The sequence below is a fragment of the Bradyrhizobium iriomotense genome (assembly GCF_018130765.1).
Lineage (GTDB): Bacteria > Pseudomonadota > Alphaproteobacteria > Rhizobiales > Xanthobacteraceae > Bradyrhizobium > Bradyrhizobium iriomotense_A.
The window spans coordinates 33,156-47,725 of the sequence record NZ_JAFCJZ010000033.1; the positions used below are offsets into that span (position 1 = coordinate 33,156).

At 63.7% G+C, this 14,570-nt stretch carries 1 protein-coding gene (only partly in view); it reads right to left on the bottom strand.

Annotated features, from left to right (window positions below; all coding sequences use genetic code 11):
* On the bottom strand, positions 1-14,570 hold the 3' portion of the coding sequence (locus JQ635_RS36240) for an LEPR-XLL domain-containing protein (protein WP_211414554.1). Its footprint extends 13,513 nt past the window's final position; the window shows 14,570 of its 28,083 coding nt (coding positions 13,514-28,083); its start codon lies beyond the right edge, outside the window — the gene reads right to left on this strand; it ends in the stop codon at positions 1-3.

Sequence of the window (14,570 nt, forward strand, 5' to 3'; positions counted from 1 at the left end):
TCAGGCATGGCCCTGAAGATTGATCGACAATGGACGTACGCGGAGACCAGCGTTCGGATTCCACTGGGTCTTGTTCTGGCCCACGTGGTTCAGGAAATCGTCGAGCCACTCCTGCGAACCATTCGAAGGTCCTGAAGCGAGATGCTCAACTGCATCGAGACTATTGTGCCAGTTTATGCTCGTTGTTTCCTTCGCGCTATTGATAATCCGCGAGGAGTGATGCTCCGGCGTAGAGACATCGTCTTGCGAGACTGTCGAACTCTTCGGGACGCCGCCCGTCAGGCTTGCCGACAGCGAGACAAAGGACTGACCGAGATCCTCGGTTGTGCCGGCGGACTTCCGGATCTCGGCGTTCTGCGACGCGCCTGCGATCGGGCTTAGGAGGATATTCGAGATCAGCGTAATGCCGCTGGGCTCGTCCGCCCTGGCGACCACTGTTAGCGGCGGCGCGATCGTGGTCGTTGCCGGTGCAAGCGGGATCAGCGTGATCTGCGGCGCGGCCTGAGCGGCAGCCGCACTCTGTAGCACCGCCGCGGAAGCCGGCGCCGTATGCCCGGCAGGCTCCGGCAGACGCCTTTCGCCTGAGCGCAAGGTCATGCCGGCCACGTCGTCGCCGAGGTCTTCCGGCATTCCCATCGCATTGCCCATCTCATGGACGAGCGTCGTGAGGAGGTCCATGTGTCCGGCGGCCGGGCTCGACGATGCAGCTTCGGATACCTCGCCGGACAGCCGGATCGCGAACTCCCGGTTGTCGCCGGGCGTCGGGTCGACGAACCATCCCCAACCAGCAGCCTCGGCATCAAGAACGATGGTGGATCCCGTCGTCGCGCCCAGCATCTGATCCGGCAGGTCGGCGATCAGGACCGTGACTTGATCGAGGATCGACAGACGCGGATCGGTCGGCCCAAGCGCGGCGGTCCATGCCTGTTTCGCGGCCGCAACAATGGCCGTCAACTGGTCGGCCGTCACAACGGCGACGTCCGTTGCCGGAGGCGCCGCCAGCGCCGCCACCTGCGGCGTACCGCCACCGGCATAGGCGATATCGTCGCCGCGGATCAGCACGTTGTCGAAGGACGCATTGCCGTTGCGGGCGTAGAGCCCGAGGCTGCCGTCGTGCACGAGGACGTTGTAGTTGAAGCTCAGGACGCTCTTGCCGTTGAGCACGACGTTGACGTTATTCGTCACGCCCTCGGACAGGGCTACGAGCAGACTGTAGTCGGTCCCGGCCGCGATGGTCGTGCTTGCGACGGCATCGACGTACCAGGTGCCGTTGCTGCGGTGTCCGAGCACGACCTGGTTGGTCCCGGCGACGATGCCGGCATAGAGGAAGTCGTTGGTCGATGTGTACGCAAAGGTGAGCCCCGCCGATGTGCCGGCCTTGGCCGCATTCACCGTCGCCGAGTATTCGACATAGGACAGTGGCGCAACCGCGAACGCACGTGTGGAGAAGGCGGCATCGTTCGCCGGCGGAACCGCAGAGTAACGACCGCTCGTCCCGCTGGTGGTGGTCCATGTGCCGGTCTGGGCCGCAAAGTTATTTGCGACGCCGTCCGAGAAATCTTCCAGCACATTGTAGGTGAAGCTTATCGGCAATCTCTGCACCGTGTACGAGGTATACGCGGCGATGGAGTTGTTGGTGCCGACGCCGACCATTCCCGTGTTCAGCGGCGCATTGAACGCATAGGACAGCTTCAGCGTGCTCGCGGCCTTGCCGCCGTTCGCACTGGTCACCGTCAAGGTTGCCGCCGTTCCGTTGACCGAGAGCAGCAGAGTGTTCTGCGAGTTCAAACCCAATCCGGGCTTGCCAGCGGAAAGTGTCGCAAGATCAGTCCAGCCTGCGTCCGAACGCTGACCGATCTTGATCAGGTTGTTGGTGACGTCGATACCCGCGTACTTGAAGTTGTTCGCTCCCTGATAGTCGAAGATGATGAAGCCGTTCTGCAGGGTGCCGCCACTGGACACCTTCATGGTGGACTGGATTTCGAAGAAATTGCCCGGCAGCCACATGTCGAGATCGAACAGGCTGACGTTGTCACCGCTCACCTTCAACGTGCTGTTCTGGTAGGTGCTGTTGGTCACGGTCCAGCTGCCGCTGTCGGCGAACATGCCGGTTATGGTGTTCGGTGCGTAGCTCGCGCTACGCAGCACGTCGCGCTGCGTGCCCGGGGTGTTACCCGCCTGCGGATCGGTCGGTGCACCGGTCTGGGCGTGCCAGGCGGCATCCTGTTGCAGGACCAGACCAAGCTCGCCGGCCGGCTCGCCATTTCGACTCGGGATGGGGTCGTTGGCCTTGGTCGGGGCCGGCGGAAGCGCGCCATTGTTCAGGTCGGAGTACCGCGTCGCATCGACGCCGTCGCTCAGGGACTCCGCATACAGGAAGTGGTGCAGGAACGGCTGCATCGTGCGGCTGACCGTGGCCATGCCGAACTCGGAGAACGGCACGAGATAGCTGTTGTACTCGCCGACCCAGTCGATGAGCCGGTCACCGCCGGTGTTGGCGATCAGAACGTCCTTGCCCGCTCCGCCATAAGCCCGATCTTCATAGGTCGGTGCGGTCTCCGGAACGTTGTTCAGCCCGCCCGCTGTCGTCAGGTCATCGTCGGCATTGAGGAGATCGTTGCCCCAGCCGCCATAGGTGTGGTCGCGGCCGGTGCCACCGACGATCCAGTCGTTGCCGTTGTCGCCAAAGATATCGTCGTTGCCGTCGTCGCGGACCGGTCCATACGTCACGGACTGGTTCTGGTTGCCTGGCGTCGTGCCGCCCGGCCTCAGGACGCCCTCGGTCTGGTCGAAGTTCAGGAACCACTCGAGGCCGGTACCCGTGCTGCTGGCAGTCCCATCCCCATTGAGGAGAATCTTCCGCATCGGGTTGTTCTCGTCGTACAGCGCGAACTCGCCCGTACGGTTTGCGATGTGCGGATGGGTGAACTTGCCGTCCGGATCCGTCGGATTGAAGCGAAGCGCGTCGCCGGGATTGAACGGATGATAGTAGTCGGTCTCGGCGGTGCCCGTGAGCTCGAGCGTCGTCGGGTTCTGCATCTGCGTGAAGGACAGCTTCAACGCCTCGGCGCCCGACACTGCATCGTCGCCGGAACCGCCATGGATCCAGTCGCTGCCCAGGCCGCCGAAGATGATGTCGTCGTTGTGCCGTCGCGTCTTGCCATCGCTTGCGGCGCCGTTGTTCTTCGTGCTGACGACCGAGAAATCGTCGCGGGTTCCGTCGAAGCTCGGGTCCGAGCTGAACGGCGTCAGGTCGACGGTCTTCTTCAGGGCACCGCTCACATTGATCGTGTCGATCTGCATGTTTCCGGGCGTGAAGATAAACTCGTTGAGCGCGTTGCCATTGCTGTATTTCGGATCGGCATCGCTGGAGAGCAACGGGGCGATGCCGAATAGCGGCTCACCCACGCTGACCAGATAGTTCGCATTGGCCGCGTCGGCGCTCAGGCTGTTGCGGCTGGTGAAGATGCGGCCGTCGTCACCGATGATGCCGTCCGAGCCGGTGCCGCCGGAGATCCAGTCGTTACCGTAGCCACCGATCAAGTCGTCGTCCTGGCCCTCGCCGTACAGCCAGTCCTCGCCCTTGCCGGCGTAGATGAAGTCGTCACCGGACTCGCCATGCAACTCGTCGGAAGCGCCGATGTCGGATGGCTGGTGCACCGGATCGAAATCAACACCGCCCGGCGTATAGTCGAGCAGCCGGTCGACGCGCGGGATGATGCGAACGAAGCCCACCGCGCTGTTGTAGTTATCGTAGTTGAATGACAGGAAGCCATTGAGCGTCTGCACCGGGTTGCCAGCCTGCGTCATCGTGCCGGTGATGACGAGTGCGCCGACCGGTGGCGCAACCTGGCCCTTGATGCCAACCAGGCGGATGACGTCGCCATTGTCGCCGATGATCGAGTCGGAGTCGTTGGCATGGCCATTCGGCGTGGTTGCAATCAACGCGTTGCCGTCGATCGCCGCATCGCCGATAGCATTGCGGGCGATACCGCGGCCCGAACCACCGAAGATCAGGTCGGAGCCGTCGGGCCGCTTGGCCGGCGTGTTGAGGCTGAACAGATCGGAGCTGCCGCCGATCAGGTCGTCCTGGTTCTGGTTGCCGAACAGGATATCGTTGTCGCCGCCGCCCTCGATGTAATCCTGCCCGTCGGATGCTCCATCGAATGACGGGCGCAGGAACAGGGCGTTGTTGGCATCGCGGAACGGGTTGCCGGCGATGTTGGCGGCAACGTTGAGAACGCCTACCCGCCCACCGATCGCGGTGGAGTAGCCGGCGGTGCCGTCACCATTGTCGATCAGCGTGTGAGAGACGTACTCGATCGAGCCGTCGCCCTGCGCGACGTCGTTGCCCATCTCGCCGAAGATCATGTCGTCGGCAGCGCCGCCGGCGATGTAGTCATTGCCGTACGAGCCGACGGGCGCCAGAACCGTGCTGTTGCCGTGGTCGAACAGGGTGATCAGGTAGTCGCCCCAGCTGCCATGGCCGCGCGGATCGGCCTGCGGCAGGCCGTTGGCGTAATCCAGGCCGGCGGCCAGGGTGTCGGTGCTCAAACCGGTGCTGTAGATCTGCGTACCGGAAAGCGTCTCGAAGCGCCCGTTGCGGAAGTCGCCGAGATGTGTCGTCCGGCTGAGCGCGACATTGTCGCCGAACAGCAGGTCGCGGCCGTTTTCGCCGTCGAGCGAGTCGTTACCCATCCCGCCGATCAGGATGTCTTCGCCGCCGTTACCGAAGATCGTGTCGTTACCGCCGTACTGCCGGGACTGGCTGACGATGGTCCGGGCCAATAGCGTGGTCTCGATGCGTTGCGGGGTCAGCGAAACCGGCTTTGTCGTATCGCGCCAGCCGGAGGTGGCCTGGTCGATGTCGCCGAGGTCGCCGAAGATCACGTCGTCGTAGTCGCCGAACGCATCGGTTGCGGTCGAACCCGGCGCGTCGCCGTAGATCAGGTCGTTGCCGCCGTCGGTGACGTTGTCGAGCACCGTGGTCCCGGTGTTGCCGGCCGTCTGTGCGACGTTGAGGACGCGCGTGATGACGTCGACGTTGAAGCCGGAATCGCCGTAGATATGGTCAACACCGCGCTGGCCGATGATCGTGTCGTTGCCCGACCCGCCGGCGAGATGATCGCCGGCCTGGCTGCCGATGATCGTATCGTCGCCCTTGCCGCCGTAGGCCGTGATACCGACCGTCGGCAATTGCCCGGCCGGAACGTCGCCGAACAGGTTGTGCGCGTCGATGACGTCGTTGCCCGCATACCTGTACTCGTTGGCCAGCGGGAACACGTAGAAATCGGCATTCTGGCCGAGCCGGTTGCGCTCGACGATCGTGCGCGTGAGCGGCGGCGTCGAATTGCCGTTGTTGGTCAGCGTCAGGAAGGCGGGCTTCAGGTCGAACATGAACAGCGTATCGACCTTCGTCCCCTGCCCGGAGATGATCGCCTGCTCCGGACCTTCCTCGATGACGCTGTTGGACACCTTCAGCGTCAGCTCAGTGGCCGTCAGATGATCGATCTGGAAGACGCGCTTGTTCCCGGGATCTCCGGGCGAGCCTGGTTTGTCCGGCGTGCCGTAGACAGCGATGTTCATGCCGGCCTTGAACCCGTCGGTGATCCAGCTGCCGCCATCGGACCTCGTGATGGTGTCGCCGGACGCGTGCTGAGCAAACGTCACGAGATACTGCGAGCCCGCGATTGCGACAGCGCCGACGTCGGCTGCGATCCGTGCGCTTTCCGTGATCGTTGGTGCTCCCGGATCCGCCAGCGTCGTCGGAATGACGCTGTTCTTGACCTCGAGGGTCAAGGTGTTCGCAGTGACGTCCACGAGTGTGAAGTTGACGTTGTTGTAGGTGGTGAGCGAGACCGAGATGGTCTGGCCCTTTGCAAAGCCTTCGGTCAGCCAGTTGCCGCCGTCGAACCGTGTGATGGTATCGCCGGTATTGGAACGGGCAAACGCGACCTGGTAGGAGCCGCCGATGGCGATCAGGCCCTCCGGCACGAAACCCGGATCGAACAGGCCCTGCCCCGGCTGCAGCTTGATCGTGCCGCTGTTCCACTCCTTGATCGTGTGGTTGCCATTCGCGAAGGTCGTGAAGGCGGGCGTCAGATCGCTCAGGATCAGGGTGTTGTAGACCAGCGGATGAGCCGGATCGGTTCTGGTGAGTGTCTTCACGTTGCCGACCGGCGTGCCGTCGATCGTAATGAGGCCGTCGACCAGGAAGCGGGTCAGATCGGTGCTGCCGTTCCAGTCGCCGGTCGTGCGCTTGATGACGCCGAACGTGCCTTCCAGCGTCGTAAACGTCGAGAATTCGAGGCCCAGGCCGGCGAACTCGGGATTGGCCTGGCCGAGGGACGGCGTCGCCATGGTGAACGACACGTTGTCCATGTGCGGCTGCGGCTTGTTGCTGAACTTGCCAAGGGAGGAGGATTTGTCCGCCTTGCCGTTGTACCAGATGCCGTCCTGCGTGGTGTCGCCGTAGACGACCAGGGGCGCATCGACATTGACCGTCATCGGGGCCGCGAAGGTGGGGAGCCCGACCGCGCCCTTGACCAGCAGCGTATCGCCGGCAACGGCGCTGGTGGCAAAACCCGTCACCAGGAAATTGCCGCTGATCCCGATCGTCACCGGCTCGGTTCCGACCGTCGGCACCACCGTGTTGACCGCCGTCAGCGTCAACGTTTTCCCATCACTACTCACGCTCTTGATCGTGAAGTTGCCGTTGTTGGTGAGATTGCCATTGGTGCTGGTCGTGCCCGAAAGCACGATCGTCTCGCCGGCCATGAAGCCGTCGGATGTCCAGTTGCCGGTGCTGCGTGTGATCGTGTCACCGCCCGCATTGCGCGCGAATGTGACGCCGGCGTACGACCACTCACCGGTAATGGTGATCTGTTGGCCGACCGCGAACGCGCTGTCGCCCAGATGGTCCGATGCCCAACCATGACCATCCGACCGCGTGATGCGGTTGGTCGTTCCTTGCGGATCGCCAGGCAGCGCCGCCGCGACCGTGTTGGTGCCGTTGATGTATTCCGTCGTGCCGTTGACGTTGATTGTATCGCCGCCGATGCGGACGATCGCAACCGTCTGAATCGCCTGGACTGCCGACAGCGCCGTCAGATCACCGCCCGTGAGCCTCAGCTTCGTGCTGGTGGGATCGTCGGTCACGAACCACACGCCCGGCTGTCCGTTGATGGCGACCGCCTGGCCCTTGGCGAAGCCGTCGGCAATCCAGCTGCCGCTACTGCGCGTCAGCGCCTTCGCCGCGACGGTAAACGGTCCGGACACCACGTTCCGGCTGGTCACGGCCACGGTGCCGAGAAGACCGGTCGCGGGAGTCAGCGTGGTGTTGCCGAGAAGCAAGGCACTGCCGAAGCCGGTGCCGGACGGCGTGCTGGCGTTGTCGAAGCCAAGGACCGTGGCGTTCCCGACATTGCCGTTGGACAGCGAGAACGACACCTGCTGGCCGGCTGCGAAGCCGAGATTGTCCCAGGACAGGCCGTCGCGACGGATGATGCGGTCCGCCTGAACGTCAAAGTTGCTGGTCACCTGCAGCCAGTCGGTCACCGAGATCGTCCCGGTGGCGTTGGCCAGAAGCGTCAGCGCGGGCGCCCCGTTGGCGCCGAGCAGAACCAGGATGCTGCCGGGCTTGAGATCCTGATCGAGGATCGCGGTGATCGTGTAGGAACCGGTGACGGAGCCGCCGACCGTGTCGATGCTCAGCATGACTTGCTGGCCCACGGCGAAGCCGGCGTCCACCCACGAGCGGCCGTCCGTGCGTTCGAGCGTGCCGGTCTTGCCGCCGAGGCTCGGCGTGATGTTGAAGGCGTTGCTGGGGGCAATGCCGGCCGTCATCTGGATCGGCGCATTGCCGCCACCGTGCACGGTGGTGAGGCCGCCGTGCTCGGAGACGAGGCCGATCGTGCCGTCGGCATTGTGATCCGGGCCCGGGATCAGCGTGCTGTTGATGTCCAGCCGGTCGTTGCCGGCGCCGAGGAAGATGTTCACCGACTCGATCGTCGAGTGGCTTGCGTCGGTGCTGAACTCATGGGTGTCCGGATCGACGACGATCGATCCGTAGCTGATGCCGCCCGGATACTTGACAGACTCGCCGAACGGCGCCGGCGCACCCGCCAGCAACTTGCTGAAATCGAGGGTGCCGCCCATCTCGAAGCCCGTCAGGGCCGTCGAGGTCAGCGTGCCCGTATCGTTGGCGACCGTGCCGTCGTTGTAGATGTTGAGCACGTCGATCGACTGGGTCTCCGGCGGCTGCGGCGGGATGTTGAAGAGCGGGCCATTGGCCTCGCCCGGCAGCAGCACGGCCTGCACCAGCGAGCGGTCGGCCGCGGTGGTGCCACCTTCAACCGCCAGCGGGCCACGGATGCCGTCGAGCCGGTGCGCGACCTTCGGGAACGCGCGGAAATTCTCGTGGCCCGGCTGGATGTCGAACCATGGGTCGGCGATCAGCTGAACCGTAACCTGCTGATACCAGTTACCGGTATCCGGATAGTTGATGTCGGGTTTGGGCGTGGGCGGCGTATAGGTCACGCGCGCGGCCATCTGGATGACCGTCACCGTAACGTTATTGCCGTTGCCACCGAGCGACCCGCTGTAGAGGCCCGACGCGGGGTGGTCGGTCAGCACCAGCATATCGAGCTTGTCCGGCGTCGTGCCGGTGATGAGATCGATCTTCTCGATCTTGTCGCCGCCGATGCCCTTGATCTTGATCAGCTGGCCCTCGAAGAAACCGCTGTCGAGCCAGCTCGTGCCGTCCCTGCGGACCAGCACGTCCAGCATCTTCCTGATGCTGACGTTCTGGTACGACGCGTCCGCGGCCGGGCTTCCACTCAGCGTCAGCTGCGTGTCGCTCACCCCGGTCACTGTGAGCGCCGTTCCCAGGGCACTCTGGTCCGCCTGGAGGATGGTGATCACCTGCCCGATGGCAAAATTGTCGTTCTTGAAGCTGCCGACATCGTTCCTCGTGATCACGTTGCCGGACACGCTGATGTTGCCGGTGAAGAGCTGGAACGGCACGTTCGTGATGCTGTAGTCGACGTTTCCGGTGTACCGGCCGCGTTCGACGACCATGTCGATCGCCACGGTCTTGTTGTCGTCGGTATCGAACGTACCAAACGCCGTCGGCAGGGCCGAGCCACCGGCATCCGTGAGGCGGATGGTGCTCGCTGTGACGCCGTCGTTCGCGGAGTCGATCGTGTAGAAACCGCCGGGCAGATTGATGTCGCCGTTGTCGACACCGGCCACGCCGGTTCCCTCGATGCGGATGCGCTGGCCCGGCAGGAATCCGTCGCCGATGAAGCTGCCGGTCTCCGAACCGCTGGCGCGCGTGATGATGACCGTGTGCGCATCGACAAAGGTCACGGTGATGTGGCCGGTGAAGAGCTGCACGGGCTGGAGCCCGCCCGTTTCCTGCAGACTGACCCGCCCGCCGGTCACGAGGTCGGTCTGTCCATCCGTCACCACGTCGACGTTGACGTCGGACTTCGGCGGACTCTGCAGGCGCATCGTGTAGCTATCGCCCGGCCCCGGCCCATCCGAGGTCGTACCGGCCGTGACCAGCGTCCGACCGCCGCTCTCGAGCAGGAACACGCCCGCCGTCTCGTCGTCCAGCACCTTGGCATAGATCGGCGTATCGCTGCTGAACGCGGCGTTCTTGTATGCCGTGTTCGTCGTCGATACGAGGCCATCCAGGTTAACGGTGCTCAGGAAGACACCGCCGGTGAAGGTCGGCACCACGTTGGCCAGAGTCTTCAACGTCAGCGTCGTCTCGGTCGCAGCCGTAATGAGATAGACGCCAGCGTTCGGACCACCCGTAATGGTGATCTTGTGACCGACCGAGTAGCCGTCGGTCAGCCAGTTGGCGCCGAGGTCCGCGGGATCCTGGCGGCTCACCGTTGCGCCGGCGAAGGTGAGATTCAACGACTGATCAACGTAGATCGAGTGAACGATCGTCGTATTGTGCGGGTCCTGGACCTCGCCGTCGTTCACGGCTGAGGCGACAATGATGACCGGGCTGTTCCAATTGCTCGAATCGAATGTGAGGTAATAGACACCCGAACGAATCCCGGACTGGTCCAGTCCGACGCCGAACCGCGAGTCGGATGAGCTCAGCGTCATCCGGCTGTCCTGCGGCTTCAGCGCAATGGTGACCGAGTCACCGACGGGCTGGTTCTCGAGCTCGACGGCATAGAGGTCGGTCACCTTGGTCGTGTCGTCACCTTCTAGGACGATCGTGTTGTTGTCGCTCGGATGGTTGAGATACTTCGCCGGATAATTCGCCGGGTCCGTCGTCGTCGGATCCAGTTGCGTGATCAGGATTCCCGGCTGGTCGTTGTCGTGAATCGTCACTTCGACGTTGCGCACGATGGCATGGTTGAAGGAGGCATCGTCGCTCAGGACGCTGTGGCTGGTCACCACCGTCCGCACGCCCTCCGGCCGGTGGTCGTCGACCGCCATCAGGTGGACCAGATGCTCGTGCGCCTTGTCCCAATTGGTGTCGTCGAACACCAGCACGATGGACCGCGCCGGGACGTGGATGAGGGTTCCGTTGAGGTAGATGTCGCGGTCGTAGTTCGCCGCCGCAATCGCTCCGACCTTCGAATCGTCCTCCGCCAGAAGCATGCTGTCGCCCGGCGGCAGGCCGTTCGCGTCGAGAGGAACCAGGCCATTGCCGAGCTCGTCCAGGATGTCGCCCGAATGCAGCAGCCCGTCCTTCACATGCTCTTCCTCCGGCGGCATCGCCGCCGAGATGGTGACGTAGACGTGGGTGCCGTGGACCGGGGCGTGCTGCAGATAGACGCCATAGACGTCCTGCGTGCCGCTCTCGCTGATATCGGTGAAACCGCGGCTCGCATCGCCAGCCACTTCCTCGTCGATGATCACCTGCCCCTGGTTGGGCCGTGCGACGCTGAGATCGATGCCGTCGGCAACGATACCGTCATAGGCCGAGTCATCCGAGGTGACCCGGTTGTTCACCATTCCGCTGGTGCCTTCGATATCGCGTGACACCACCGGGCCGGTGACGTCACCCGCAACGTTCAGCGTGTCGTTGCCGAGGCCGCCGATGACCCGCGTCGCCACGCCCGGCTGCGTGCTCAGCACGTCGATAATATCGTCTCCCTCCAACGCATCGACCTCGAGAACCTCGATGTTCTGGTAGGTCACCGTCAGGCCGGCTCCGAAGATGCCCTTTTCAGTGACGACGATGTGGTCGGCAAACTCGGTGCCGAGGATCACCAGCTTGTCGAAGCCGTTGCCGCCATCGACCGACACCGGCGCATTGATGTTGTATTCGACCTGATTGGCACCGGCGCCCGTCCGAATGGCGGTTTCGGCCGCCGTCGAGAAGCCCCTGGTGAGCTTCGGCTTCGCGATCTCCTGGACCGGATCGACCCAAACGATGTCGCCCGTGACCGGATTGGTCTCGGCCAACGCGAAGGCCCGGACCGTGAAGAGGTCGTTGCCATCGTCGCCTTCGAGCCGCAACGGCGATTGGTTGCTGTAGACGGTGAACGTGTCGTCGCCCGTGCCGCCCTCGGCCACCAGCGGCGAGGTCGCTCCTGCAGAGAGCCAGCCGCGCGTCGTGGCGACGGTCCCATAGATGCTCTGGGGTGTCAGCGAATTGACCAGCTGCGGGAACTGATCGTAAGGCGTCACGACCGAGCCGCCGAAGGTGTTGCCTAGCGGCGCCGGCGAATGGGTGCTGCCGTCACGCTGATAGCCGTAGATCTGGCCGATCTGGAACGAGTCGTTGTCGGCCCCGCCGTCGAGCGTCGTGATCGCGGCGTTGTCGTCCACGGCAAAGTAGTCATTGCCCCCCTGACCGAACACCATCAGGTTGCCGTTGATCGAGCTGTCGTAATTGATGCGCTGGACGCTTTGCAGCCGGACGTTCGGATCGTTGTTGGGATCCGAAACCTGTGCCTGCGCGAGGTTGTTCACATGCAACAGCGCCACGAATGCCGAATCGTCGGCATAGAGCACCGGCCGGTTCGCCGTCTCCTGGGCGATGCCGGTGGTCCGGCGCAGCAGGAACACGTCGTCGAAGCCCTTGTCGGCTCCGCGATAGGTCGCGTTCGGATCATTGGCCGCGTTGTCGTCGCGGCCATACACGGTCAGGCTGTCAACACCGTCGGCGGCCGCACCGGTATCGAGCACGTTGACCACATAATTCCGGACGTCGCCGTGCGTACCGGTGGTGTTGATGACGTAGGTATCGGACGCCGACTGGCCGTCCAGCGTCAGCGTGTCGCCCGTTTCGACGCCGGTCTGCGTCTCCTGGGTGATGACCATCGACTGCAGCTGGTTGACGATGAAGAAGTCCTCGCTGTCGCCTGCCGGGGCCACCTTGTTGTTCTTGACCTTTGCGGAGACGGATTCGGCCCTGACAAAGTTCACGGCCGAGAGCGTCAGAACGGTCGCCGTCACGTTCAGAACCGTGAAGCTGCGGTTGTTGGGATCGTCCGCCAGCCCGGTATCAACCGTGACGATGTCGCCGATCGCGAAGCCGTTCCACGTCCCCGCCGCTGCCGTGATCGTGTCACCGCCCGCATTGCGCGCAAAAGCCATGGTGGCGGTGACATTGATCACCTGCGTCGGCGTGTTGCTGCCGAACGCGCGGGTCTTGCCGCCCGAGTAGCTCGACATCGAGCCGGCATTGCCGATACCGAGGCCCGTCGTGAACCCGCCATCGGGGATGACCTGGGCGGTGCCGCCCGGAATCGTCGATGTGCCCGTTCCGCTGAGCCCGCCGAGGAACGTCTCGTCGAAGAATATCTGATCCGTATCGGCGTTGCCGAAGATGCGGGTCAGATAGCCGCTGGCAGTCGCGCCATGCGCGATCACGCCCTGCAGGTGCATCACCGTACCGAATTTCGGCGTGTCGTCCGGCGAGACGGTGTCGGTCCGGGCGATATTGCTCGAGAGCTCGTTCACGCGACGGAAGTCGCCGTAGATATCGATATTCTGGCTGGCCAGGATCTGGGAGTTCACCTCCGTGGTCACATTGTCGGCGACGCGCAGCAAGATCGAACCGTTAGGGGTGTTGATCAGGCCGTGGACCAACGTCTCGGGCGCGTTCTCGAGGAACAGGACCGCCCCCGTATTCAGCAGATGCAGATCCTCGCCTTGCGCGGCACTCTCGCGCACGGTGAAGCGAATATTGCCGCCGACCGCATCGCCGCCGGCAATGCCGAGCGCCTGCAACAGCACCACTTCGGCATTGTTGTCGTAGGGCGATGCCGTCGTGGGCAGCGCTTCGCTCAAATAGATGCTGCCGGTCGCGCGGGCGCCGATCGTGCCATAGGCGTAGGCCTGGGAATCGATCTCCAGGTCGTTGCCGCCGCTGGTATTGCCGATATTTCCACCCCTGGCGAACAGATCAATCGTGTTGCCGATGACGGAGGCCGTGTCGTCACCGACGCCGTCAGCGCGCGCATCGACGATGGAGCCCCTGGTTGTCGCCAGCGAGACGTCGCCCTGGGTGTTGACGAGGTCGACTTCAAGATCATCCACCTCGTTCGCGATGGTACCGATCCAGTGCTGCGACTCGGCCCCACGCTGCACCTCCGTGATGAAGATGCCGCTCGTGCTGCCGACCGAAGCCGCCGTATCGATCGCGTCGAGGACGCCGAGGGCGGAGCCGACGCCATAGAGCGCATCGACATTGATCTCGATGAAGTTGTCCGGTGTGCCGATGCCGCCGAAGCCCGACTTGTCGGCACTGGTCGAGGTGATGCCGTTGTCGCCCGCGATCAACGTGATGTTGACGCCGGTCACGTCGGCTTCGCCCGCGGTTCCGTCGTTCAGCGCATCGATGATCCGGGCCGGTGAATGCAGGGTCACGTCGTTTGCGGTCGACATGATGCGGCCAACGCGCAGGTCGCCGGTCTTCTCGGCCAAATCGATCCAGCCATTCGTCAGGACGTCGACGTGGTAGCTGTCGCTCGGACCAGGCGTCGCGGACCCCGTGATGTCGGTGATCGCCTTGACGTTGATGATCTTGGGGCTCGTCGCAGTCGGCTCGGCATGGGCGATGATGATGTTGTGAGCCGAGATGATGCCGGGACGATAGAGGTGGCCGGTCGAATCCAGCGCCCGGATGTCGTACGTGCTGTCGATATGCACGCCACCGGTTCCGAATGCGCCCACATCCTGCTGCAGCGCACCACCCTGGTCGGGCGTGAACTTGTTGAAATAATCCTTGGTGTTCGCCGGCTCGCGGTCGATCACGTGCACTCCGCCGACCGTGCCGACGGTCGTATCCTGGACGCTTCCCCAAATCCGCAGATTGGCGTCGCCCGCGGTATTCACCGCATCGATGACGACCGAGTACGGGGTATTTCCGTCGCGCAGCCGGCCCTTAACGTCGAGCCAGGCGAAGCCTTCGGTCGTGCCGTTGCCCTTGGCCACGGCCGTGAAGCGCTGCGCCGGTGTGAGAGAATGGAGGTCGGTCGCCGTTGCAGTCGGGGTGATCTCGATCGCGGTCGTCGGGCTCGATACCTCGGCCAGCTGGACCCGCAGGGAATCAACCGCGATGATGTAGTAATAGTTGCCCGATGTCA